Consider the following 24,026-nt stretch of genomic DNA (forward strand, 5'->3'; position numbering starts at 1 on the left):
AGTCTTTTTAATTTGTATAATTAACTTAAAGTGAATTAATTTGGAGGAAAAAGGATAATGAAAATCATTGTGATCGGAGCGGGACCAGGGGGACTTGCGGCAGCTATGATGCTTCAAAGCAAAGGACATGAAGTTCATGTATACGAAAAACAGTCCTTTGTCGGCGGACGTAATGCTAAGTTTCAGCTTGGTGATTTCACGTTTGATACAGGTCCTACCTTTCTCAGCATGATTCATATTGCAGAGGAGCTGTTCACCTTTGCTGGTAAAAATCTTTATGATTATATCGATGTGATTGAATTAAAAGAGATGTATAGATTAATTTTTCAAGACAATCAGCTGGATATGATCAGGGATCGCGATGAAATGTACAAACGATTAGAAGCCTTTGCACCTGGTGAGGGTGAAGGATATCTAAGATTTATGAAGGATACAAAGCGCAAAATGGATCGGCTCACACCAATTTTACAAAGTAAAATGGACCGCTTTCATCATTACCTTCGTCCGAAGGTGATCAAAGCACTTCCACAGCTTTCGCTAAATAAAAGTTTGTATGATGTACTGTCAGACTATTTCTCGAATGAATCAGTAAAATATGCCTTTACATTTCAATCAAAGTACTTAGGAATGTCGCCGTGGGAATGCCCTGGTGCGTTCTCAATTCTTTCGTTTATGGAGCATGATACAGGTGTATTCCATCCGAAGGGCGGTGTCAATCAGCTGTCAGAAGCGATGGCAAAGGCGGCGGTTGAAGCTGGAGCAGAGATTCATCTGTCAGCTGGCGTCGAAAAGCTGCTCACGGAGGGAAGGAAAGTAAAAGGCATTCGTTTAGAATCTGGGGAAGAAATACAAGCAGATGAGGTTGTCGTCAATGGAGACTTTGCACATGTGATGACAAGGCTTGTCGAGCCAGGTCTTTTAAAGAAATACAGTCAGAAAAAACTAAAAAAGAAAAAATTCTCATGCTCTACCTTTATGCTCTATTTAGGATTGGATACCATGTATGATGAGCCGCATCATACCATTGTTTTTTCCGATGATTATGCTAGATTCGTCAAAGGCATTACGAAAACATATGAGCTGCCAGATGATCCGTCTATTTATATACAAAATGCAAGCGTAACTGATGACTCACTTGCTCCAAAAGGAAAATCAGCTCTTTATGTGCTGGCTCCAGTTGCCAATAACCAAAGCGGTATTGACTGGGAAGCGCATCAAGATGAATTTAGAGAGCTAGTGCTGGATACATTGGAGCGGAAAACCGGCTTTCAGAATGTCAGGCAGCATATAGAAGTTGAGCGGATGATCACACCGAAGCAATGGGAGGAAGACCTTTACGTATATGAAGGAGCTACATTTAACCTTGGCCACCAGCTCACGCAGATGATGGTCCTAAGGCCGCACAATGAATTTGATGAATTAAAGCACTGCTGGCTCGTTGGAGGAGGAACACATCCAGGAAGCGGACTGCCAACCATTTTAGAATCAGCGCGTATCACGACAAATGCCATTCTTTCAAAAGAGAAACATTCACACAAAACAATGCGGCATCAAGAAAAGGGGAGCGCCTCATGAAACAACATATATTGATTGCAGGTGGCGGTATTGGCGGAATGATCTCAGCGCTTTATTTGAAAAAAGCGGGACATGATGTCACCCTTGTCGAAAAAAATGAACGGCTTGGCGGGAGACTTGCTTTTGTACGTGAGAAAGGATATAAAGTAGATGAAGGTCCGACCATTGTCCTACTTCCTGACATGTTAAAAGGCATTTTACATGAGGTAGGAATTGACGAATCATCTCTTGATCTGTTGCAGCTTGATCCGCTGTACACAATTCAATATCAAGATGGAACCTCCTATACGAAATACTCTGATGCACGTCGTCAGCTAGATGAAATCAGACGTGTATTTCCAAAAGAAGATCAAGGGTTCCAGAGGTTTATGGAAGAAATGACGGACCGGTTTCAAGAAGGGCAGAAAGCTTTTCTAGAAAAATCATTTCACGAAAAACGTACATTTTTTACAAAAGCCAATATGAAGATTTTAATGAAATTAAAGGCGTATCGAACGGTACAAAGCGCTCTGAAAAAATATTTCTCAGACGAACGCCTGCGAGATGCATACGCACTTCAAACCCTCTATGTTGGGGGAAACCCGTATGAAGCATCGGCCATTTATTCGCTTGTTTCATATAGTGAGCACGCACATGGAATTTACTATTTAAAAGGCGGTTATGCAAGTTTAGTAGATATATTGGAAGGGCAGCTTATCAAAATGGGTGTGCATGTAAGAAAAAATGAAGAAGTCACGCAATTTGAGTTTGAGGGAAAACGGGCAGTCAAAGCAAAAGTGAATGATGAACATGTAGCCGCTGATGCATTTGTGATCAATGGAGATTATCCAGCTGCGTTAAAACAGTTTGGTTTAGACGAACAAGATCGCCGAAAATACGTGCCGTCCTCTGGCTGTGTAATGGTGTATCTTGGTTTAAATAAGATGTATCAGGAAGCACCTGTTCATCAATTTTTTATGGGAGAACACTTTGATCAGCATATGAAAGAGGTTTTTCAAACGAAAACGATTCCTCAAGACCCGTCATTTTATACATTTAATCCATCGATCATTGATCCATCTCTTGCCCCAGATGGCTGCAGTGTTCTATACATGCTCGTTCCCGTTCCTTCAGGAGATCATATCAACTGGGAAGAGGAGACAGGTTTTGTCGAGAACATGGTGGATCGTCTTGAAAAAAGAGGTTTTCCGGGATTGCGAGAGTCGATTGTCTGGAAAAAGGTCAGGACACCAAATGATTCCTTGCGAGAAGGATTGTTTGAAGGCGGCAGCTTTGGACTTGCGCCTAATTTGTTCCAATCAGGTGTCTTCCGCCCGCAAGTGAAGGTCAGTGAGACAGACAATCTTTATGCGGCAGGTGCTTCCATCCATCCGGGCGGCGGGGTGCCGATCGTGATGCAAAGTGCGAAGCTCATGGCTTCTGTACTACTAAAAGATTTGAATGATAGAAAGGAAGTGAAGCTAAGTGGTTGATGTACAAACAGCATTAAAAGTGTGTGAGGAAACCATTCAAACCCATTCAAAAACGTTTTACCGGGCCTTTTCCATGCTGCCTAAAAAGAAAAGACAGGCCGTCTGGGCCGTGTATTCCTTTTGCCGGAGAGCAGATGATATTGTAGATGAGTCGCCTTCGCCACAAGAGGACCTTGCATCCTTTCGGGAGACGTTTGATCGATTTTTACAAGGTGAGGTAGACCGGAATGACCCGATATGGGTGGCGCTAGAGCATACATTTCAAGAGTTTCGGATGGATGAAGCCCCGTTTCGTGACCTGCTCCAAGGACAGGAGATGGATTTAGAGCAGCAGCGATACGAAACGTTAGATGAACTGCTCATCTATTCCTATCATGTTGCTAGTACCGTTGGACTCATGCTCCTTCCCATTATTGCACCGCGTAAAAAAGAGCAGCTAAAAGAAGCAGCCATTTCGTTAGGGATCGCTATGCAGCTAACCAACATTCTTCGAGATATCGGCGAAGATCAGGCTGAAAGAGACCGTATTTATTTGCCAAAGCAAGTGATGGATCAATTCGGGTACACAGAGCAAGAATTGAAGGAAGGGATTGTCAATCAAGCTTTTCAGCACGTCTGGGAGTACATTGCTTTTGAGGCAGAGGCATACTACGAGGAGTTTTTTGACCATCTTCATGAATTCCCGTTATATTCACGTATACCGGTGAAAGCAGCAGCCCACTTTTATAAAGCCATCTTAGATAAAACAAGAGAAAACGAATACCGCGTCTTTACAGAGCGAGCATTTATTTCAAAACAGGAAAAAGCACTTATTTTAGAAGATATTACGTAAAAAAGGACTGCACCCCGCAGTCCTTTTTATGTGGAAGAAAAACGATACTCCGTCCATACCCTGGAACGCCAGCGCCTATACATAAAGATGCCTCTGACCCATTCATCCACGATAAAAGAAATCCAAACCCCGATGAGCCCCATTTCAAGCTGAATGCCTAACAAGTAAGCGATCGGAAGCCCAATTCCCCACATTGAAATCATCGCCATATACACTGGAAACTTCGCGTCACCAGCAGCCCGCAATGAATTAATAATGACCATATTAAAAGAGCGTCCCGGCTCTAAAATGATCGTCAATAGGAGAAGTGTGGCGGCGATTTGAATGATTTCATGATTGCTAGTGAAAAACGTAAGCAAATGCGTCGATGATAAAGATAAAGCAGTGGAAGAAAGAAGAGAGATCGCAATGGCCCAGTATAAGCTTTTCATACATCTGCGGTAGGCCGCATCGAATTCTTTCGCCCCAATATGGCGCCCGATTAAAATTTGTGTGCCTTGGCTAATCGCTGCACCAAATAACATAATGAACATCATCAAATTTTGAGTGTAGACCTTTGCTGCTAAAGCCTGCGTCCCCATAAATGTAATAAACAGGGTAATGATCATTTGAGAGCCGTTATAAGAAAGCTGCTCTCCAGCAGAAGGAATGCCAATTTTCAGCAGCCTTTTTAAATGCGTCCGCTGGATGTGAAACATGCTCTTCAGCGAAAAGCGCAATCCAATTCGGCGGCGGACAATGAGAATCATCGCCATCAATCCGATCAATCGAGCCAGCGAGGTTGAAAAGGCAACACCCATGACACCTAATACCGGAAAGCCAAACGGACCAAAAATGACCAAATAATTGCCGGCAACGTTTAGCAAATTCATTCCGATGGTGACATACATCGTGTCTCTTGTATATCCGTAGCTTTTTAAAATAGCACTATACGTCATAATAAGCGCTTGAATAAAAGAAAGCAGCCCGACAATTTGTAAAAAGACCGCCGCATCCGGCATGAGTTCACTTGATAAGCCCATCATGTGCAGAATTGGAACAGCTAACATAAACATGAGGAGACTAATGACAAAGCTGATCAAGAAGTTGGTCCCTAGTGAGACATAGGCGACTTGAGTCGCTTCCTGCTTGCGGTCAGCTCCTAGAAGCTGCGCAATCACAATGGTCGTTCCTGTTGTAATGAAGCTGAACATGACAATTAATAAATTCAGGAGCTGGTTACTTACACCTACTGCGGCCACACTGTTATCAGAGTATTGGCTGAGCATAAGTGTATCAGCGCTCCCCATGAGCATATATAAAGAGATTTCGATAAAAATAGGCCAAGTTAATGCAAATAATGAAGGGTGCGTTTTCTCATCTTTGACTTGAACCTTTTCATATGACAGGGTTTGAGATTTCATCACAAAGCCCCCTTTCGTATAAATCCGATTTATAGTGTACCTTGCATCGACTATAATAAGAAGAGATGAAACCGAAACTTATTGGAGAAATACGACTTCATAAGGGGATGAATATGAATCGATTTATTACATTTACTGTACCGCCGTTTCCTATTTATATAGCTTCAGGTAAAGGGATATTTCATCAAGGAGAAAGACATATCTCAAGAACCTTCGCTGTATTTGATCTTCTCTATGTCACAAAAGGTGAACTATGGATGACAGAGGACGAGGAGGCTTTTCACGTAAAAGAAGGTGAATATATGATTCTCTCACCGGGCCTGTCACATGGCGGACATCTGCCATGTGAAGAGGATACCTACTATGAGTGGCTGCATTTCTCAATTGATCGATTTGAGCTGACGAACCGGCCGAGAGAACACTGGATTGATATGAAACAAAACCAAGCCACCTTCGAAAAGCCGGCAACATACGAATTTAGCCTGCCTCGTTTAGGAAAAGTGAAGGGACGAAGTGTGTTAGAAAAACACCTTTCAGCGATGAGCGCACTAAATCATGATGCATCTGAACTTCCGCTGAAAAAACAGCTTATATTTGAGGAACTGCTCATTCACCTGCAAAAGGAAGCATTCCATATTCCAAGTGCAAAGGAGACTGTCGCATCAGAAGTAGTTCACTATCTTGAGCATCACTTTATGGAGAAATTGCATATGGAGCAGCTTTCAGAGAAGCTGCACTATCATCCTGACTACATGACAAGGTGTATGCAGACGGTGTATGGATTGACGCCAAACCAGTACAGCCATCGTCTCAAGATCGAAAAAGCTAAAAGCATGCTCGCCTCAACAAATGAAAAAATCGCAGCCATTGCAGAGCATGTAGGCATTGACGACCCTACTTATTTTTCTAAGCTGTTTCGGCAAAATGAAGGCATGACGCCGATTGAGTACCGTCATCTAGCAAAAAGAACGACAAAGTAAAGGAACGTGAACAGATGAAAAGAGAAAAGGAAGAGCTTGTGAACATACGTCCATTAACCGAAACGGACTTAGAGGCGGTGTGGCATTTAAAATTTAAAGCACCAGACCAGTCCTATAGAAAATGGAATGCCCCTTATTTTTATGAACACGAAATCCCGCTTTCTGCATTTAAGAAACGTTACTTACAGGATGAATCCATTCCCCAAAAGCTATATGGTATTGAAATAGACGGTGATATCAAAGGTACCGTATCATATTATTGGGAGAATGAACGTACACGGTGGCTTGAATGCGGCATTGTCATTTATGACTCACGCTTTTGGAGCGGGGGCGTTGGGACAAAGGCATTAAATCTATGGATTGATGTATTATTTACGCATATTGATATCCCTCGAATTGGTCTAACCACTTGGTCAGGGAATGAACGGATGATGCGGTGCGCAGAGAAATGCGGATTTGTCCTTGAGGGGAGACTGAGAAAGGTCCGTTATTATCAAGGAGAGTATTATGATTCGATGCGCTACGGAATGCTGAGAGAAGAATGGCGAAGCCTCCCGCGCAATATCCTCTGAATCATTATTTTTTAGGAGAAAAGAATCATATAATGGAATAAACTGAAGAAGGGTGGCAGAAGAATGTGGGCTGGATAACTGGATGGTTTGTTTCTATTCTAGTCGCAATCTATCTATTGATAGATGCACCAAAACATGGGAAAAATAAATGGTTATGGTCTATTTTAGGTCTTTTATTCGGGCTCTTTGCATTTGGGATATACCTCATCAAAACAGGAAGAAAAGGATTGGGCTGGACAGTTCTGATCGTGTCCATCATCATCTATTCTATTGTTATGCTAGTCTATGTTTTTTACTTCCTGTTGCTGATCATCGGATACTCAAACGCATCATAGAGAGCGCGTATACATAATAAGGGGGAGTTTAATCTTGAGAATAACGGGTCTATTCGTTTCACTTGCTGTTGCTATCTATTTATGGTTTGATGCGCCAAAGCATCACAAAGACAAATGGCTGTGGGCCATTTTAGGCGTGCTTTTTAGTACCATCGTACTCGGTATTTATTTGATCAAGACAGAGAGGAAGGGGCTGGGCTGGACGATCTTGATTTTAACCATCTTGTTTTATCTCATGCTACTCATCTCTGTTTTAATCGGTGTAATTCTTTTTTATCAGGCGCCTTCATGAAGAAGGGCCTTTTTCTTTTACCTTTTGAGCCGGCACACCAGCAATAACGATCTCCTCTTCATGAAAGGAATGATTCACCACGGCATTTGCTCCAATTGAGATATGATTTGCGATATAAATGTCTCCAAACAGCTTAGCACCGGGCCCAATCCATACGTAATCTCCAATGGTTGGTACATCCTTTTCGGAATGGTTTTGACCAATATTCACCCCTTGATGAATATCACAAAATGCCCCAATTTTTGCGTGCTTATTCACAATTAAGAGGCCAGTATGATTGATTCTAAGGCCGGGGCCAAAGACGCCAATCGGGATATCAAAGCCAAGCTGCATCCCTTTCTTTTTATGTAAATAGCGGTAAAACCATTTGCGCAATGTAGCACCGCTATTAGAATAGTATTCATATTTTCGTAAATACCTTTGATATTTCCATATATCGTCCCCAAACCATTTTGGCCTTCTGCGCGTGATAGCTAATGCTTTCTTATCCTGCGTTAAGTAATGGTGAAGATCTTGCTTTGTTAAAATCATCAAAATTCCCCTCTCCATCCCCTTATGTTTCAGAGAAATTATACCATCCAAACCATTTATATCAAGAAAAAATAGTGTGATTTCTTCAATTTTCTACCTTCATTTCATCCAAATTTCTGCATAAAATGAGTGCTTTGAATTGAATAGAACAAATGAACCAGGAAAAATGATTTGTAATTTTTTTCAATGTCAATCCATCTCATGCGTTCCATCTCCTTATGGCAGTAAGGTTTGTAAAAATTACTCGAAAATACTCATTAAAAAGAGAATATTGCATTCATATGCTTTTAGAATCATCTTTTTGAATACAATTGACTTTCCTATCTTACATCCTCTAGGCTAGTAAATGAAAATGATAATCTTTATCAATTGGAGGAGTGTTTTATTATGTCCATCAAAACCGTTTCTAAAAATCAGCAATTTTTAGAGCAGCAAAGTCAAAGAGAATCTAATGCAAGGTCTTACCCGAGACGGTTCCCATTAGCCATGCAAAAAGCCGAGGGCATGATCGTGACAGATGCGGATGGCAGAGAGTTTTATGACTGTCTAGCAGGCGCAGGAACACTTGCACTTGGCCACAATCATCCGGTTGTGATAGAAGCGATTGAACGTATGCTTCATGAAAAAAGGCCATTGCATACGTTGGACATAACCTCAGAAATTAAAGAAGAGTTTGTGAATGAAATTTTTTCTCACCTGCCAGAAGAGTTTGCAAAGAGAGCAAAAATTCAATTTTGTGGACCAACTGGCGGTGATGCCATAGAAGCTGCGATTAAATTAGTCAAGACAGCGACAGGAAATCGTTCCATTCTTTCTTTCCACGGTGCTTATCACGGTGCGACACATGGCACGATGTCATTAAGCGGGAATTTGTCTCCAAAGGAAAGAGTGCAAGGGTTAATCCCAGATGTGCATTTCATGCCTTATCCATATGAATATCGCTGCCCATTCGGAATTGGCGGGAAAGATTCACACCGCATTTCCAGCTCTTATATTGAGCGTGTATTAAATGATCCTGAAAGTGGTATTCTTCCGCCAGCAGGTATGATCTTTGAAGCAGTACAAGGTGAGGGAGGCTCAATTCCAGCATCTATTGAATGGATGCAAGAAATGAGAAGAATCACAAATGAAAAAGGCATTCCGCTCATCATCGATGAGGTTCAATCAGGCATTGGCCGAACAGGTAAGATGTTTGCTTTTGAACATGCAGGAATTGTGCCGGACGTCATTGTATTATCTAAAGCCATTGGTGGAAGCCTGCCGCTTTCAGTTGTGATTTATGATAAAGATTTGGATCAATGGAATCCAGGGGCACACATTGGCACATTTAGAGGAAATCAAATGGCAATGGCTGCAGGAACCGCTACGCTTAAATTTATAAAAGAAACGAATCTGCTTGATCATGTTGACCAGTTAGGGAATCGCATGCAGGCTCATCTAAAAGACATTCAAAAAAATGTACCTGCTATCGGTGATGTTCGAGGAAGAGGATTAATGATTGGTGCTGAAATAGTTAATCCAAATGAAAAGCAGGATGTGGATGGAAGTTATCCAGCAAATCCTGAGCTAGCCAGTCTCATTCAAAAGAATTGCTTCGATAAAGGCTTAATTGTAGAGACAGGAGGCCGTTTCGGCAGCGTCATTCGATTCTTACCGCCATTGATCATGACAGAAGAACAGCTTGAACAAGTTATCGCTATTTTCAAAGAGGCCGTATACGATGCAATCAACTAAAGCTTCTGTGGATTCATTATTTATCAATCAAAGCCAGCTTGGAAGAGAGTCCTTCCAAGCGGCTCTTCATACATCTATCGACAGCTTACTGGACCAATGGCAAAAAGACCAAGGACCATACAGTGGAATATTGCCTGGGAAATTAGCGGCTAGTGTCGAATCATTATTTCAGTTTCAACCGTCTGGCGAATCAATTGAATCTGTCTTTCAAGATATAAAGCAGCACCTTTTGCCACATCTGGTTGATGTATCGCATCCTAAATGCTTGGCACATTTGCATTGCCCGCCGCTTATACCTGCGCTTGCCGCAGAGGTGATAGTAAGTTCTTTTAACCAATCAATGGATTCCTTTGATCAAAGCGGTATTGCATCTTTGGTTGAAGAGGAAATTTTAAAGTGGCTATGTGCGAAGTTTTCTTATGGAAATCTAGCAGATGGGACATTTACGAGCGGTGGAACCCAATCAAACTACATGGGGCTGCTTCTTGCAAGAGATGCATTTTGTGAAAACACATGGCAATGGAATGTTCAGCAGAAAGGCTTGCCGAGTGAGGCTCACCGCATGAGAATTCTTTGCTCTAAGAATGCTCACTTCACTGTGAAAAAATCTGCATCCCAGCTAGGCTTAGGGGAGCAGGCGGTTGTTCTGATAGAGACAGATGAGCATCACCGCATGGACCTCAACGATTTGAAGAAGAAACTTGTTGAGTTAAAGGAACAGGATCTCCTGCCTTTTGCGCTAGTGGCGACTTGCGGGACGACTGATTTTGGCAGTATTGACCCGGTTCGAGATGTGTATGACATCGTCAAACCATGCGGTCTGTGGATACACGCAGATGCTGCCTATGGTGGAGCGCTCGTATTAAGTGAAAACTACCGAGATAAATTAGAAGGTATTGAGCTGGCTGATTCCATCACGATTGACTTTCATAAACAATTTTATCAGCCGATCTCCTGCGGAGCATTTCTGCTGAAGGATAAAAGGCATTTCGGTTTGATCAATTATCATGCAGATTATCTTAATCCAAAAGAAGATGAACTGGATGGAATACTACATCTCGTCCATAAATCTGTCCAAACGACGCGCCGGTTTGATGCACTGAAATTGCTTCTTTCTCTTCGTCTGATTGGGGAGGAAGGGTTTGGTGACATGATTGACCATACCATTGATTTTGCGAAGGATGTGGCTGCACTTATCGAGAGCAATGATCACCTTGAAGTGATCAATCCTGAGCCAGAAATCAATGCAGTAGTGTTTCGATTTAAGGGTGCGGATGACATCAATAAAATCATCCATCGAACGCTATTCACATCAGGAACTGCTGTCATTGCAAAAACAGTGGTGGATGGTCAAACATGCTTGAAATTCACTTTGTTAAATCCGAGAACGACAATCACACATATTGAGGAAATCCTTTCTGACATCGTTGATATCGGGATCGCTCATATTCAATCCGGGAGGGTACTACGTTGAGTCAATATAAACAAATGGCTGAAAATGCAACTATGCAAAGCTTTTTAAACTGTTTTTTACGTGAAACAGGAATCGATCGATCTGCAAAAAAAGAGACGAAAGCAGATGGTTCGCTTGTATTCGTGGCAAAACTAGCAAAGCAAGACCTTGAGCTTGTGATTCCGATCCGATATTTTTCATCTGTAGGCCGCCATCTCTTTGATTTTCCAATTCGCTTTCGTCCGAGTGGCAGCCAGCAAGAGGGGACGATCGTCGATTACACGACACTTGTTGCTTTATGTTCAAAGGAGCTTCTCATTGCATATGGCCGCACAGATGCAGAGGATGAATTCATGCTTCGCATCATTTTAAGCTGCAGAAATATTGAACGATTCTTAAGGGAAAGAGAAAGTGATCAAGCTGCTTTATCTCAAGCTGATTTTGAGTACATCGAGGCTGAACAGTCACTTCTTTTAGGACATTTAACACATCCTACACCAAAAAGCAGACAAGGGATGACAGAAGAGGAGGAAGCCGTCTATTCTCCTGAGCTGAAAGGGGCTTTCCAGCTTCATTACTTTAAAGCGCACCATTCGATTGTGCTTCAGGATTCATCTATTTCACAACCTGCGGCAACCCTCATGTTAGAAGAGCTTTCGCGTCAGGTGCCAGAAGAAACAGAGAGACTGAATAGGTTAACAGAAAACGGAGAATATGTGCTCATTCCAATTCATCCGCTGCAAGTCAAAGTGGTCATGGAGAAGGCATTCGTGAAGCGGTATATAGAGGAGGGGAAACTGACTTATTTAGGACCGCTGGGGTCTGAATACACTGCGACCTCATCCTTTAGAACGGTCTATCAAAAGGATTCTGCTTACATGCTCAAATTCTCTGTTCCTGTGAAAATTACGAACTCGTTACGCATCAATAAACAAAAGGAACTGGATCGAGGAGTAGAGATGTCCCGCATCTTAAAAACAGAATTAGGCGTTTCTTTATATGAAAAATTCTCTGGATTCCGGGTCATTGAAGATCCTGCATATCTATCTATTCAAGGAGATGAAGCGGAATCTGGCTTTGAAGTGGTCATTCGTCAAAATCCATTCTTGCATCGTGAAAAAGGCGCAAGCTTAATTGCTGGGCTGTGTCAGGATCATGCGTATGGAGGAAAATCAAGATTAGCAGGAATTATTTATAAACTTGCAGATGCAGAAGGCCGGTCAACAGAAGCGGTCAGCCAAGATTGGTTTAAACAATACTTAACCATTTCGTTAAAGCCGATGCTCTGGCTGTTTGAAACGTATGGTCTTGCACTCGAGGCCCATCAGCAAAATGCTGTTGTGCAAATGAAGGATGGTTATCCAGACACCTTCTATTACCGTGACAATCAAGGCTACTATTATAGTGAATCAAAAAAAGATAAGCTAGCAAATCTAGTTCAAAACTTGAGCGTAAGAAGTGAAACCATTTGTGCGGATGATGTCGCCGTTGAGAGACTCCGTTATTATTTCTTCTTTAATCATTTATTTGGTCTCATTAATGGCTTTGGCACAGAAGGACTAGCAAAGGAAGAAGACTTGCTGGCACTCGTGAGAGATACATTGCTTGCTCATGAGGAGATGTACGGAGCTTCTGATCTGACAAACAGCCTTCTCCGTTCAAAAGAACTTCCTTCAAAAGCGAATTTGCTGACACGATTTGAAGATATGGATGAGCTGACAGGATCTCTGGAAACACAGTCTCGTTACACAGCTGTCTTGAATCCGCTCTTTTTACATAAGGAGGCGCTGATTGGATGAGGCATCGTATTAGGTTTATTCGTGCTGAATATGAAAGAGACGTCCAGCTTGTCCATAAGTGGATGCAAGAAGAGTATGTTCACCCATTTTGGCATTTGAATATTCCGTTTCCTGATTTTGAAAAGCATTTTTATCAGGCAATACATGATCCGCATCAAACCCTTTATTTAGGCACGATTGATGGGACGCCAATGAGTTATTTTGAGGCTTACAATGTGAAAGGAGATATCATTGAATCCTACTATGAGCCTTCTCCGCATGATCAAGGCATTCACCTGTTAATAGGGGAGCCGGATTATGTGGGAAAAGGATTTGCTACGCCGCTCCTTCAGGCAATGACAGCATTTCAATTTGATCAGAACAAACGAACAGAAAAAATCGTCGCTGAGCCGGATATTCGCAATGAAAAAATGATTCATGTATTTGAAAAATGCGGCTTTGAACGTGTAAAACCAGTCACTTTACCGGATAAAACAGGTCTTTTGATGTTTTGTGATCGAGAACGATTCGAAAGGAAGTATAACCATGACGCGGTTCAACAAGCAAAATAATATAGTGGATGTAATTGGGATCGGCATTGGCCCGTTTAACCTCGGACTTGCCGCATTATCTGAAGAGGTAAATGAAATCGACGCTTTGTTTTTTGAAAGAAGTGAAGTCTTTCACTGGCACCCAGGGATGCTCATTGAAGGGACGACACTGCAAGTCCCATTTTTAGCGGACCTTGTCAGTATGGCAGATGTGAAAAGCAAATATAGCTTTCTCAACTATTTGCAGGAACAAAACCGTTTGTATTCATTTTACTTTCTAGAGGACTTCCATATCCCGCGCAAGGAATACAGTCATTATTGCCGCTGGGTCGCTGATCAGTTAGACTCTTGCCGATTTGGCATGAACGTCGAATCTGTCTCACTGATTGAAAAGTCAGGGGAAAAGCGGTATGAAGTGCATGTCCGTCATGTAAAGGACCAAACTGTAGAGGTGTTTGAAAGCAAACATCTTGTCTTGGGAATTGGCACGCAGCCCGCAGTGCCAGCATCGCTCCAGCCAGCTTTAGGAGAGAAGGTTTTTCACTCAGCTGACTATTTAAAACGAAAGAAAGAAGGCTGTTTCAAAGGGAAATCTGTCACAGTTATCGGCTCTGGTCAAAGTGCGGCAGAAGTGTTTTATGACATTTTATCAGATGATGAAGCGAAGGATATTCACTGGTTCACACGGTCAAAAGGATTTTTCCCAATGGAATATTCAAACCTAGGGCTTGAGTATTTCTCCCCTGACTATATTGATTTCTTTTATGAGCTTCCGCAAACAAAAAAGGATGCGTTATTAAAACAGCAAGACTTGCTGTATAAAGGCATCAGTTCGGCAATGATTCGTGATATTTATCATTTGCTTTATGAACGTTCTGCCTGCGGAACGCAGCTGAACACAGTGCTTCAAGCCATGACGGAGGTCAACTTGATTGAGGAAACAGCGGGCGGATTATCACTTTCCTGCTCGCAGTGGGTCAAGGAAGAATCTTTTACGCATGAGACAGATATTGTTGTATTGGCGACTGGCTATCAATCCGTTCTGCCGCCATTTATCAACCCTATTTCTCACCACATTCAATGGGATGATCAAGGACGTTTCCAAGTGGAACGTGAATATCGTTTGAAAACAAATACGATGGGTGAAAATGATATTTTTGTACAAAATGCAGAGCTTCATACACATGGGGTCGGCGCTCCAGATTTGGGGCTGGGGGCTTATCGAAACAGTGTGATCATCAATGAACTTGCTCGTCAAACCGTGTATCCACTTTATCAAAAGCACGTCTTCCAGACATTTGGTACACACAAGAACGCACACACATTTGAAGAAATCAAAGGTTAAGGAGGATGAAGCGATGAGTGTACAAGACGAATTGAAAAAAGCGGTGAATCCTGCTGCTTGGAAAAAGGCAAACCAGAGAATGGTGGCAAAAATGCTGTCCGAATACATGTATGAGGACATGCTTCATCCTGTCGAGCTGGATCGTAAGGATGGCATTGCCCAGTATGAATTAATCATTCATGAACATAAGAAATATCGTTATCTGGCAAAACCTCGGTTGTTTGATAGTTTTGATACAATCGCTGAATCAATTGAGTGTTGTCAGGATGGAAAGTGGTCAAAGGATGTCAGTGCCATTGTGTTTTTACTAGACATTCAGCCGATCATTCCAATGTCCTCTGACACAACAGGCCATCTTATCAAAGAGCTTCACCATACTTTGTTAGCCGATGTCCATTTGCTGTCGAAAAAAGCGCTTCGTGCGGATGAGCTGACAGATACGGATTATGCATGGATTGAAGGAGAAATGACAGGCCATCCTTGGATTGTGTATAACAAAGGACGTATAGGATTCAGCTACGATGATTACTTAGCCTATGCACCAGAACGTCAAGAATGTGTGCAGCTGTCTTGGATTGCTGTTCACAGGGAACTTGCGACATTCCATGCAGTCGATCAAGAAAACTATGAGCAGGTGATCGCCAAAGAATTAGATGAAGTCACGATTCGTCAATTTCAACGTGTGTTAAAGGATGAAGGACTGAATGCAGCTGACTATTATATGATGCCTGTTCATCAGTGGCAGTGGACGCATATGATTATTCAGCATTTCCCGGAAGATTTGGCCTTGCGCCGGATTGTGTATTTGGGAGAGGGGCTGGATCAATATATCCCGCAGCAGTCGATCAGAACCTTTACAAATATCTCAAACAAAGGCAAGCATCATATTAAACTGCCAATGAGTATTTTAAATACACTTGTATACCGTGGACTCCCATCAGAACGTACGGTCATTGCCCCGCGCATTACAGCGCATATTAAAGGGATTGCCGATCAAGACTCATTTTTATCTGATGTGTGCCGCGTCATTTTACCAGGTGAGAATGCAAGTATCAATGTCGATCATCCATACTACAGCAAACTGCCTGGTGCGCCGTATCAATATCTCGAGATGCTCGGTGTCATTTTTAGAGAAAGCATTTATACGTACTTAGATGAAGGGGAGAGCCCTGTTACACTTGCGGCACTCACATATGAGGATCATGAAGGAGAGCCGTATATCAAGCAGCTGATTGAAAAATCAGGTCTCTCCGCAAAAGAATGGATGGCGAAGTTTTTCCATGTCGTGATGCCGCCGCTTTTACACTTTATGTATCAATACGGCACAGTCTTTTCACCGCATGGGCAAAATACAATTCTTGTGTTAAAAAATCATCAGCCGCATCGTTTGGCGATCAAAGATTTCGTTGATGATGTGAATATAAGTGACCAGCCGCTGCCTGAATTAGCTTCACTAGAAGAAGATTTAAAAGAAGTGCTGCGCAGTGAGCCGCCAGAAGGTTTAGTACAATTTATTTTTACAGGATTATTTATTTGCAATCTGCGCTATGTATCCAACGTATTAGACAATCACGATCTGTTAGATGAAACGACTCTTTGGCGTTTGCTTGCTGAAGAAATTCAGCAGTATCAAAATCAATTCCCACAGCTAAAAGACCGTTTTGAATTATTTGATCTATTCCAGCCGAAGCTGACAAAGCTTTGCTTAAATCGTAATCGAATGATTGATTACGGCTATGGAGATGGTGATGACCGCCCGCATGCATCAGAGCATGGGAAGGTCACAAATGCACTCGCTCATGTTCTTTCATCAGTTGGAGAGAAGTAATAAAAAAGCTGTAGACATCTAGTGTCTACAGCTTTTTTGTTTTTTAAGAAAATGCTTGAGAGGCGAGGAAATAGAATAGGGCGGGATCATTTAGTTTTTCTTTCCCACGAATCATCATAAAATGGGCTACGTTTGTTTTCGTAAATCCTGCTTCAACAAGTGTTTCATGCAGGTGCTCAGCTGTTTCTTCCTGCATATCTAAACGAATTGCCCCTGAATAAGACGAGATGAGTGATTGGATGAGCGAGAGAGCGGTTTGTTCATCGTTTGCTGCAAGCGGCCCAATCATGAGATTAGCAGGGGTTTCGATGCCAAATGCAAAGCCAGTTGTTTCATGATGTTCATTCTGTGCGATCAGCCGGAACGATGCTCGATCCATTCGCTTTCTTATAAAGCTTGATCGATTGGTACCTGCACCTTTTTCGTCAAGTGCTTCAATAGACGGAAGGTCCGCTTCATCAGCAGGAGAAAGGTGAATCCCACCTGACACACGAAAAGCCGATGGATTCGTGGTCTGTGCTTTGTATGTATGAATGTAGCCGGCCGTTTGAAATCCGATTTTTTCATAAACGGGCTGTCCTTGTACAGTAGCGGTTAAAACGACAGGAACGCTTTGATTGCTCCGGCGAAGCAGGGTGTCAATCATTTTCCGTGCAAGGCCTAAGCCGCGATGCGTCTCAGATACAATCACAGCACCAATTGATGCTGCTTTATCATATTGGAAAAGTCCCGCACATGAGATGACTTGTCCATCCGTTGTTGAAAAACCAGTAAAATATCCGTTTGTTAAAAGAGATGTAAGCTCATCCGCATTGTAATCAGGCCAGTCGACCTCTTTTGACAATGCGATAAGATCGGGTATGTCATCGAGTGTTAATGTTCGTTGTACAACGTTTTCCAATACACGCAACTCCTTCTTAGCTGATTTCATCTATATGTATCGTACCATAAGAAAGCATAAGAAAAAGGAAAAGGGAGATCCTTTTCCTTTTGTCCTCTTATTAATAATTCAGGTCACGGTTGTATTCATATTCGAAGGTGAGCTGCAAGTTTTTAATCGACACGACGCCTACTTTAATTAATCGTCCACCGATAAGCTGAGGGACCTCTATCGCGTTGAAAGAAACAAAAAAGCGGTCTTTTGCTGGAACCTGGCTTGTTTTATAGGAAGAGATATCAACCTTTTGACCGTTCCAAGGTACATTCACTGCTCCGCCTTTTAAAGAAGAAACGGTGAAAACATAATTGTGTGCGTTGGTACTGCCTTTATCAGCCTCTAATGAAAGACCAGTTACGACAGCATCCTGCGGCAGACTGCTTAAATCAAAATTAGAATTTGGAGAGCCGGCTTCATTGAAGCTGTTGAGTGTGGCTGGCGACCCATATCGTTTGAGTGTTGCTTTTTCAATGCTTTTATCAAAGACAATGCGGTACATTTTATCTTCTTCATTTAGTAATTGTTTAGGCTTAACCGCTAGGTAGTAATCCGTACTGGCGGCAATTTTCGGCATATGAATGATCTCATTTTGGTTGTATGTCCGCACAGAGGAAGACACAAGCGCGCCGTCCTTATTGTAAAGATAGAGATCAAAATCATTTCCTGACTTTACATTCACAAGTTTAATGGAAAAACGACCGTCCGCACCATCAAATTTGGAACTGGTGAAATGGTAAAAGTCGACGTCATTTATAGAAGAAATACTTCCCTCGTGATATAAATAAGATTTATTCAAATAAAGAGAAGGCTGCAGGAACTGAGCTTTTTCCATCGTATCATTGTTGGCATAATCACTGTCTGGATACTGGTGCTCCAATTCTTCTGTATAATTTTTTGTTTGTTTCGTAGATGCTTCACTTGCTAGTGCAGGTGATTGGAAGAGAGAGGCAGCGATGAAGAGGCCGGCAAGCAGTAAAAAACCAATTTTCTTTTTAAACATGACAAACATCTCCTATTCATTCATTTTCTTTCATTTATATTATCGGTGGATTATTGTAAAAATTGATATTTATTCCATTTTTATAACGAAAAAGAACCCCCAATCACGGAGGTTCTAGAGTTAATGAACATTAAAATATCGAGCTTCAGGGTGGGAGACGACAATCGCTGAAACAGATGCTTCAGGTTCCATCATGAATCCTTCTGTCAGGTGGATGCCGATTTTTTCAGGCTGAAGCAGCTTGAACAACTTTTCTTGGTCCTCAAGATTTGGACACGCTGGATAACCAAAGGAATAGCGCTGCCCTTGATATTTCGCTTGAAATCGTTTTTCCATTGTAAAATCGACTGGGTCAGGGAAGCCCCATTTGTCACGAATCACTTGATGGGTTCTTTCAGCTAATCCTTCTGCAAGCTCAAGTGCCAGAGCTTGGACAGCATGCATTTTTAAATAATCTCCTTCCTGCTTAAATTGCTGCGCGACTTCACGTATACGCGCGCCGGCTGTGACGGCGAATAAGGCAATATAATCTTTCTCGTTTTCATCACTTTTCCGTACATAATCAGAAATGGAGCGGTACGGGAGCTTCACCTGCCTTGGAAATTGGAACGTTTCAATGATGCGGTCAGGCTTTTCGGGATCATAAATATGCAAATCATTTCCATCTGAACCGGCAGGGAAGAATTGATACACAAATGCTGGCGCAAACCAGTTTTTCTCTCTGCCTTCGTTTAGAAGGTCTGTGACAAGCTGTTTTAATTCCAATGCTTTTGGGTGCTGTTCAGCTAATAAGGCTTTGACTTTTCCCTTTAAGCCGAGATGATGACCAATGAGCATTTGTTCATTCACATAAGGCATAATATGATGCAAATCGATGTCCCTCACATAATGGCGTGCGGTATCTTCTGGCGTAAATACCGGTGCCTGAGGGAGGGCTACGCGTTTTTCTAGTAATTCAATGACAGCTTTCGGCTGCTTTCCTTCTTTCTCCTTGAAAGGTGCCGCTGGCTCCTCTTCGGGCTTTGTTTGAAATTGCAGTGGATTCGCTTTTAACTCATTGGCTAATGACAGACCGTCCATGGCATCTTTTGCATAAAGAACAGGTCCATCATAATGAGGCGAAATTTTCATTTTCGTAAATTTGCGAGAAAGGGCAGCACCGCCGACCAAAATAGGAACAGAAATATTGGCCTTTTGTAGATCCTGAGCGGTTAGTACCATTTGCTGTGCGGACTTTACAAGTAAGCCTGATAATCCGATCATATCTGGTTTTTCCTTTTGCACAGCTTCAATCAATGTTTGAGGTGTCACCTTGATGCCGAGGTCGACTACTTGAAAGCCGTTATTGCTCAAAATGATGTCGACAAGGTTTTTCCCGATATCATGGACATCTCCTTTTACGGTCGCAAGAAGAATCTTTCCTTTCCCGCTCGCATGCTGCTTTTCCATATATTGCTCAAGGAACGAAACAGATGCTTTCATGACCTCTGCCGATTGAAGCACCTCGGCGACAATCAGTTCGTTTTGATTAAAAAGACGACCAACCTCAGCCATTCCCTGCATTAACGGACCATTGATAATATGAAGCGGCGATTCATATTGCTCCAAAGCAAGGGATAGATCATCGATGAGACCTTCTTTCGTTCCTTCGACGACGTAGAGCGCCAGCCTTTCATCAAGTGATAAGGAGACCTTTGGTTTTTTCTCCGTTTTCTTTTTGCCGCGGTAAAATTGGGTGAATTCAGCCAGTGTTTGGTCATTTGTTTCATAAAGCAAGGTTTCAGCTAGTTTGATTTCATCCTTTGGAATGGATGCGAAGCGCTCAAGCTTTTCCGTATTCACGATGGCATAGTCAAGCCCTGCTTGCACGCAGTGATACAAATAGACGGCGTTTAAGATTTCTCTGCCAACAGGCGGAAGTCCGAAAGATACGTTGCTGATGCCTAAAATGGTGAGGCACTCAGGCAGGGTTTCCTTGATCATTTTAATGCCTTTGATCGTTTCTTCAGCGGCGCCAATATATTGCTCGTCTCCAGTGCCTACGGGAAAGACAAGCGGATCAAAAATGATGTCACTTGCAGGAATTCCATATCTCTTCGTTAACAAATCATGCGAACGTATAGCAATTTCAAGCTTTCGTTCTGCTGTCACAGCCATTCCTATTTCATCAATTGTGCCAACAACAAGTGCACCGCCATATAGCTTCACAAGAGGTAGAATCTCTTCAAAACGTTCCACGCCATCCTCAAGATTAATAGAATTGATGATGGCTTTCCCTTGAGAATAGGTGAGTGCCTTTTCAATCACGTGTTTATCCGTTGAATCAATGACAAAAGGAGCTTTCACCTTTTTCATGGCTTCTTGTAAAAAGCCTTCCATGTCTGCTGCCTCATCACGGTCTGGATCAGCCAGACACACATCAACGACGTGAGCGCCATTTTTCACCTGAGCACGAGCAATCTCTGCTGCTTCTTCAAACTTTTGTTCCGCAATGAGCCGTTTGAATTTGCGAGAACCAATGACATTGGTCCGTTCACCTACAAAAAGAGGACGCATTGAATCCTCATAAATAAGGGGCTCAATTCCTGATACGGTATGCTGCGGTGATTCGCGAGTGATATGACGCGGCTGAATCGTGCGTACTTCATCTGACAATGCTTGAATATGTGCAGGTGTCGTTCCGCAACAGCCGCCGACAATATTTAACCAGCCTTCCTTAGCAAAGGCGGCGATTTTTTTAGCAAGAGAAGCAGGGGATTCATGATATTGGCCTTCTTCATCTGGGAGACCAGCATTCGGATAGCAGCTCACCGCTGACTTTGCGATGGAGGAGAGCGTGCGGATGTGGTCTGTCATAAATTCTGGACCAGTCGCACAGTTCAGGCCCACACTGATGGGTTTCATATGCTCAAGAGAGATATAAAAGGCTTCGATATCCTGACCTGCCAGGGTGGTGCCCATTGGTTCAATCGTACCTGATACCATGAGTGGTAATTGAATGCCTGCCTTCTGAAAGGCTTCCTGAATTCCTTTGAAACCAGCTTTTACATTCAGCATGTCTTGGCTTGTTTCTAAAAGAAGGGCATCACACTTTCCGTCAATTAGAGCGCGGGCTTGTTCTTCATAGTTTCTGACGAGCTCACTGAAGGTTGTGCCGCCTGTTACAGATAATGTTTTCGTTGTTGGGCCCATTGCGCCTACAACAAAACGAGGCTTTTCGGGTGTGGAGAAACGGTCTGCTTCAGCCTTTGCCAGCTGTGCAGCTCGAACATTGAGTTCATAGGCAAGGTGGCCAAGCCCATATTCATCAAGGACGAGCTTTGTCGCGCCGAACGTATTTGTTTCAATGAGATCGGCACTTGCTTCGAGGTATTCCCTATGGATCGCACGGATGATGTGAGGGGCTGTCATATTCAAATACTCGTTACAGCCCTCATACTCTTCTCCGCCAAAGTCCTCTGCTGTCAGGTTGGCGTTTTGAATCATTGTGCCCATTGCACCATCAAGGACGAGGATGCGTTTCTTGAGCTGTTCAGTGATAGTTGACATGGATGTTAGACTCCTTTTCTTTCTGATGGATGTAGGTGGTCAGTTCTGCTGTTAAATCTGATCGAAGGAAAGGAGTAATTAAATAAATGCCATTAAACAATTCGCAGGCTGTATCTAATAAAGAGCGGGCAATCGCTAAACCTTCTGCTCGCTGCTTTTCTTTATCCTCGCCAGCCTTAGCCATAATGTCACGAATAGAATCAGATAATTTGATGCCGGGAATTTCGTGATGAATAAACTCTGCATTTCGGCTGCTTGTTAACGGCATAATGCCGATGTAAATTGGTTTATCCAAGTGGCGGCTTTCCTCATGAATTTTCACAAGTTGTTCTTCAGAATAAACAGGCTGTGAAATAAAATAATCAGCGCCGTATTCGATTTTTTTCTCAAGACGTTTGACCGCTTTATCAATATGACGCACATTTGGGTTAAACGCGCCAGCCACTGAAAAATTGGTCTTTTTGCCAAGAGGCTTTCCTGAGAAAGAAAGGCCTTCATTAAATTGTTTGATGAGACGAATCAAATCAAAGGAGGTTAAATCATACACAGATGTTGCACCTGGGAAGTCTCCAATTTTAGATGGATCGCCTGTGATCGCTAAAATATCGGTTAATCCAAGAGTGTCGAGCCCCATTAAATGGGATTGTAGCCCTATCAAATTACGGTCGCGGCATGTGATATGAACAAGAGAACGCATATCAAGCTGCTGCTTTAATAATGCGCCGCAAGCGACATTGCTAATGCGCGGAGTCGCAAGAGAATTATCGGCTAAAGTCAACGCATCAATGCCAGCATTCTTTAATTCATTTGCAGCAACGAGAAATTTTTCGAAGTTCAGCTTCTTCGGTGGATCGAGCTCTACGATAATCGATCGTTTTTTCACAGCCAGCTCATCAAGACCTGGTTCAGTGCGCTGATCTTGGATGGAAATGATTTCTTCTTTTAACACTTTCACTTCTTTTTCAGTGATCGGTGCTAAACCTTTGACCGCTTCAGCCATTGCGCTAATATGCTGAGGTGTTGTTCCACAGCAGCCTCCGATAATGCGTGCGCCCTGATTTCTAAATTCAAGTGCACTTTTTCGGAAATAATCGTTATCTGTATCATAGACGAGTCTGCCTTCTTCAAGAGAGGGGAGACTGCTGTTAGGATAGACTGATAAATGCGAATTTTCTAAAAGTGGAACGCCTTCGAGTGCCTGAATCATGTGATAAGGGCCCAGCCTGCAGTTGATGCCGACGACATCTGCACCAAGAGATGATAACTCAGATAAACCATCCTTCAGCGGGGTACCATCCTGCAAAACGCCTTGTTCATGCATAGAGACATTCATGACAATCGGGAGAGTCGTTTCTTTGCGAGCAATTTGGAGAACAGCCTTCGCTTCTTCTATGTCATAATACGTTTCAAGCAATAATCCGTCAGGCTCTTCATTTAATAGGATGTACAGCTGCTCTCTAAAGCTTCGTTTGATTTCTTCTATAGAGTAGGCATTTTTGTTAAACGTTCGAATGCCGCCAATTGTTCCGAGAACATAAGCAGAGCCAGCGGCTGCTTTTGCAATTTGTACCGCTTTTGTATTGATGCGTTTCGTTTCTTCCTCTAAGCCGTAGCGGGATAGTTTAATATAATTCGCACCGTATGTGTTCGTTTGGATGATGTCAGCGCCTGCCTGCACATATGCTTCGTGTACGCGTTTCACTTCATCCTCTTTCGATAAATTTAATTCTTCAAAACAGCGGTCAATGCCGTAAGAGTATAAAAGTGTTCCCATCGCTCCATCAGCTATCAGTACGCGATTTTGTAAGTCTTGTAATAAGCCCATTGTATTCCTCCTTATTTCTATGTAACAAAAAAAG

General features: G+C 42.6%; 19 protein-coding genes. 13 read left to right on the forward strand and 6 right to left on the reverse strand.

The genetic code is table 11. From position 1 onward, the window contains the following. Positions 1–57 precede the first annotated feature (57 nt). From C9414_RS13810 to C9414_RS13820, 3 genes are read left to right on the forward strand one after another with little or no spacing between them, the layout of a single operon-like run. Positions 58–1,575, forward strand: a complete 1,518-nt coding sequence (locus tag C9414_RS13810) for a phytoene desaturase family protein (protein WP_039177682.1) — start codon at positions 58–60, stop codon at positions 1,573–1,575. After that, positions 1,572–3,047 (forward strand): phytoene desaturase family protein, encoded by a 1,476-nt coding sequence (locus tag C9414_RS13815; RefSeq protein WP_107163844.1) that lies wholly within the window; start codon positions 1,572–1,574, stop codon positions 3,045–3,047. Before C9414_RS13810 ends, C9414_RS13815 begins: the two co-directional genes overlap by 4 nt. Beyond that, positions 3,040–3,879, forward strand: a complete 840-nt coding sequence (locus tag C9414_RS13820) for a phytoene/squalene synthase family protein (protein WP_039177688.1) — start codon at positions 3,040–3,042, stop codon at positions 3,877–3,879. Before C9414_RS13815 ends, C9414_RS13820 begins: the two co-directional genes overlap by 8 nt. 26 nt (positions 3,880–3,905) lie before the next feature. Here C9414_RS13820 and C9414_RS13825 read toward each other — a convergent pair whose 3' ends face one another. Continuing rightward, positions 3,906–5,282, reverse strand: a complete 1,377-nt coding sequence (locus tag C9414_RS13825; RefSeq protein ID WP_107163845.1) for an MATE family efflux transporter — start codon at positions 5,280–5,282, stop codon at positions 3,906–3,908. 113 nt (positions 5,283–5,395) lie between these two features. Between C9414_RS13825 and C9414_RS13830 the strand changes: the two genes are divergently transcribed. From C9414_RS13830 to C9414_RS13845, 4 genes are all read left to right on the forward strand, one after another. After that, the gene (locus tag C9414_RS13830) at positions 5,396–6,262 is read left to right on the forward strand and encodes an AraC family transcriptional regulator (RefSeq protein WP_107163846.1); all 867 of its coding nucleotides are present in this window, start codon (positions 5,396–5,398) and stop codon (positions 6,260–6,262) included. A 14-nt stretch (positions 6,263–6,276) separates the two neighbouring features. After that, positions 6,277–6,834 (forward strand): GNAT family N-acetyltransferase, encoded by a 558-nt coding sequence (locus C9414_RS13835; protein ID WP_047202334.1) that lies wholly within the window; start codon positions 6,277–6,279, stop codon positions 6,832–6,834. Between the two features lie 65 nt (positions 6,835–6,899). Beyond that, on the forward strand, positions 6,900–7,169 hold the full coding sequence (locus C9414_RS13840; protein ID WP_039177697.1) for a hypothetical protein: 270 nt from the start codon (positions 6,900–6,902) through the stop codon (positions 7,167–7,169). A 34-nt stretch (positions 7,170–7,203) separates the two neighbouring features. After that, positions 7,204–7,461, forward strand: coding sequence for a hypothetical protein (locus C9414_RS13845; RefSeq protein WP_039177699.1), 258 nt, complete (start codon positions 7,204–7,206; stop codon positions 7,459–7,461). On the opposite strand, the gene C9414_RS13850 is transcribed toward C9414_RS13845, so the two are convergent. Beyond that, entirely contained in the window at positions 7,456–7,992 is a 537-nt protein-coding gene (locus C9414_RS13850) for a serine O-acetyltransferase (protein WP_107163847.1), read from the reverse strand. The two genes, C9414_RS13845 and C9414_RS13850, sit on opposite strands and share 6 nt — an antisense overlap. Positions 7,993–8,379: 387 nt before the next feature. Here C9414_RS13850 and C9414_RS13855 point away from each other — a divergent pair, with 387 nt between their 5' ends. Genes C9414_RS13855 through C9414_RS13880 form a run of 6 tightly spaced genes read left to right on the forward strand, consistent with a single transcriptional unit; the run spans position 8,380 to position 16,681 of the window. Beyond that, a complete protein-coding gene (locus tag C9414_RS13855) occupies positions 8,380–9,726 on the forward strand; it encodes an aspartate aminotransferase family protein (protein ID WP_039177704.1) in 1,347 nt (448 codons plus the stop codon). After that, a complete protein-coding gene (locus C9414_RS13860; RefSeq protein WP_107163848.1) occupies positions 9,713–11,200 on the forward strand; it encodes a pyridoxal phosphate-dependent decarboxylase family protein in 1,488 nt (495 codons plus the stop codon). Before C9414_RS13855 ends, C9414_RS13860 begins: the two co-directional genes overlap by 14 nt. Then, positions 11,197–12,978 (forward strand): IucA/IucC family protein, encoded by a 1,782-nt coding sequence (locus C9414_RS13865; protein WP_107163849.1) that lies wholly within the window; start codon positions 11,197–11,199, stop codon positions 12,976–12,978. The genes C9414_RS13860 and C9414_RS13865 overlap by 4 nt, the downstream gene beginning before the upstream one ends. Continuing rightward, positions 12,975–13,529 (forward strand): GNAT family N-acetyltransferase, encoded by a 555-nt coding sequence (locus tag C9414_RS13870; protein WP_107163850.1) that lies wholly within the window; start codon positions 12,975–12,977, stop codon positions 13,527–13,529. The genes C9414_RS13865 and C9414_RS13870 overlap by 4 nt, the downstream gene beginning before the upstream one ends. Further along, positions 13,504–14,853, forward strand: a complete 1,350-nt coding sequence (locus tag C9414_RS13875; RefSeq protein WP_047202330.1) for a lysine N(6)-hydroxylase/L-ornithine N(5)-oxygenase family protein — start codon at positions 13,504–13,506, stop codon at positions 14,851–14,853. Before C9414_RS13870 ends, C9414_RS13875 begins: the two co-directional genes overlap by 26 nt. A 13-nt stretch (positions 14,854–14,866) precedes the next feature. Then, a complete protein-coding gene (locus C9414_RS13880; RefSeq protein ID WP_107163851.1) occupies positions 14,867–16,681 on the forward strand; it encodes an IucA/IucC family protein in 1,815 nt (604 codons plus the stop codon). Between the two features lie 43 nt (positions 16,682–16,724). Here C9414_RS13880 and C9414_RS13885 read toward each other — a convergent pair whose 3' ends face one another. From C9414_RS13885 to C9414_RS13900, 4 genes are all read right to left on the reverse strand, one after another. Next, on the reverse strand, positions 16,725–17,582 hold the full coding sequence (locus C9414_RS13885) for a GNAT family N-acetyltransferase (RefSeq protein ID WP_107163852.1): 858 nt from the start codon (positions 17,580–17,582) through the stop codon (positions 16,725–16,727). Positions 17,583–17,682: 100 nt separating this feature from the next. Then, the gene (locus tag C9414_RS13890; protein ID WP_107163853.1) at positions 17,683–18,618 is read right to left on the reverse strand and encodes an anti protein; all 936 of its coding nucleotides are present in this window, start codon (positions 18,616–18,618) and stop codon (positions 17,683–17,685) included. Positions 18,619–18,738: 120 nt separating this feature from the next. Next, positions 18,739–22,167 carry a methionine synthase gene (metH, locus tag C9414_RS13895; protein WP_047202327.1) on the reverse strand — a complete coding sequence of 1,143 codons (3,429 nt, stop codon included), beginning with the start codon at positions 22,165–22,167 and terminating at the stop codon, positions 18,739–18,741. Next, positions 22,151–23,992, reverse strand: coding sequence for a bifunctional homocysteine S-methyltransferase/methylenetetrahydrofolate reductase (locus C9414_RS13900; protein ID WP_047202326.1), 1,842 nt, complete (start codon positions 23,990–23,992; stop codon positions 22,151–22,153). Before C9414_RS13900 ends, metH begins: the two co-directional genes overlap by 17 nt. Between the last annotated feature and the right edge of the window lie 34 nt (positions 23,993–24,026).

It is taken from the genome of Bacillus sp. Nf3, assembly GCF_003028545.1.
Lineage (GTDB): Bacteria > Bacillota > Bacilli > Bacillales > Bacillaceae > Bacillus > Bacillus safensis.

What these genes read in the sequence shown, in the direction of transcription:
- C9414_RS13810 (WP_039177682.1), top strand. Translation starts at nt 58, where the DNA reads ATGAAAATCATTGTGATCGGAGCGGGACCAGGGGGACTTGCGGCAGCT.
- C9414_RS13860 (WP_107163848.1), top strand. Translation starts at nt 9,713, where the DNA reads ATGCAATCAACTAAAGCTTCTGTGGATTCATTATTTATCAATCAAAGC.
- C9414_RS13875 (WP_047202330.1), top strand. Translation starts at nt 13,504, where the DNA reads ATGACGCGGTTCAACAAGCAAAATAATATAGTGGATGTAATTGGGATC.
- C9414_RS13855 (WP_039177704.1), top strand. Translation starts at nt 8,380, where the DNA reads ATGTCCATCAAAACCGTTTCTAAAAATCAGCAATTTTTAGAGCAGCAA.
- metH (WP_047202327.1), bottom strand. Translation starts at nt 22,167, where the DNA reads ATGTCAACTATCACTGAACAGCTCAAGAAACGCATCCTCGTCCTTGAT.
- C9414_RS13900 (WP_047202326.1), bottom strand. Translation starts at nt 23,992, where the DNA reads ATGGGCTTATTACAAGACTTACAAAATCGCGTACTGATAGCTGATGGA.
- C9414_RS13825 (WP_107163845.1), bottom strand. Translation starts at nt 5,282, where the DNA reads ATGAAATCTCAAACCCTGTCATATGAAAAGGTTCAAGTCAAAGATGAG.
- C9414_RS13850 (WP_107163847.1), bottom strand. Translation starts at nt 7,992, where the DNA reads ATGATTTTAACAAAGCAAGATCTTCACCATTACTTAACGCAGGATAAG.
- C9414_RS13835 (WP_047202334.1), top strand. Translation starts at nt 6,277, where the DNA reads ATGAAAAGAGAAAAGGAAGAGCTTGTGAACATACGTCCATTAACCGAA.
- C9414_RS13890 (WP_107163853.1), bottom strand. Translation starts at nt 18,618, where the DNA reads ATGTTTAAAAAGAAAATTGGTTTTTTACTGCTTGCCGGCCTCTTCATC.
- C9414_RS13870 (WP_107163850.1), top strand. Translation starts at nt 12,975, where the DNA reads ATGAGGCATCGTATTAGGTTTATTCGTGCTGAATATGAAAGAGACGTC.
- C9414_RS13830 (WP_107163846.1), top strand. Translation starts at nt 5,396, where the DNA reads ATGAATCGATTTATTACATTTACTGTACCGCCGTTTCCTATTTATATA.
- C9414_RS13815 (WP_107163844.1), top strand. Translation starts at nt 1,572, where the DNA reads ATGAAACAACATATATTGATTGCAGGTGGCGGTATTGGCGGAATGATC.
- C9414_RS13880 (WP_107163851.1), top strand. Translation starts at nt 14,867, where the DNA reads ATGAGTGTACAAGACGAATTGAAAAAAGCGGTGAATCCTGCTGCTTGG.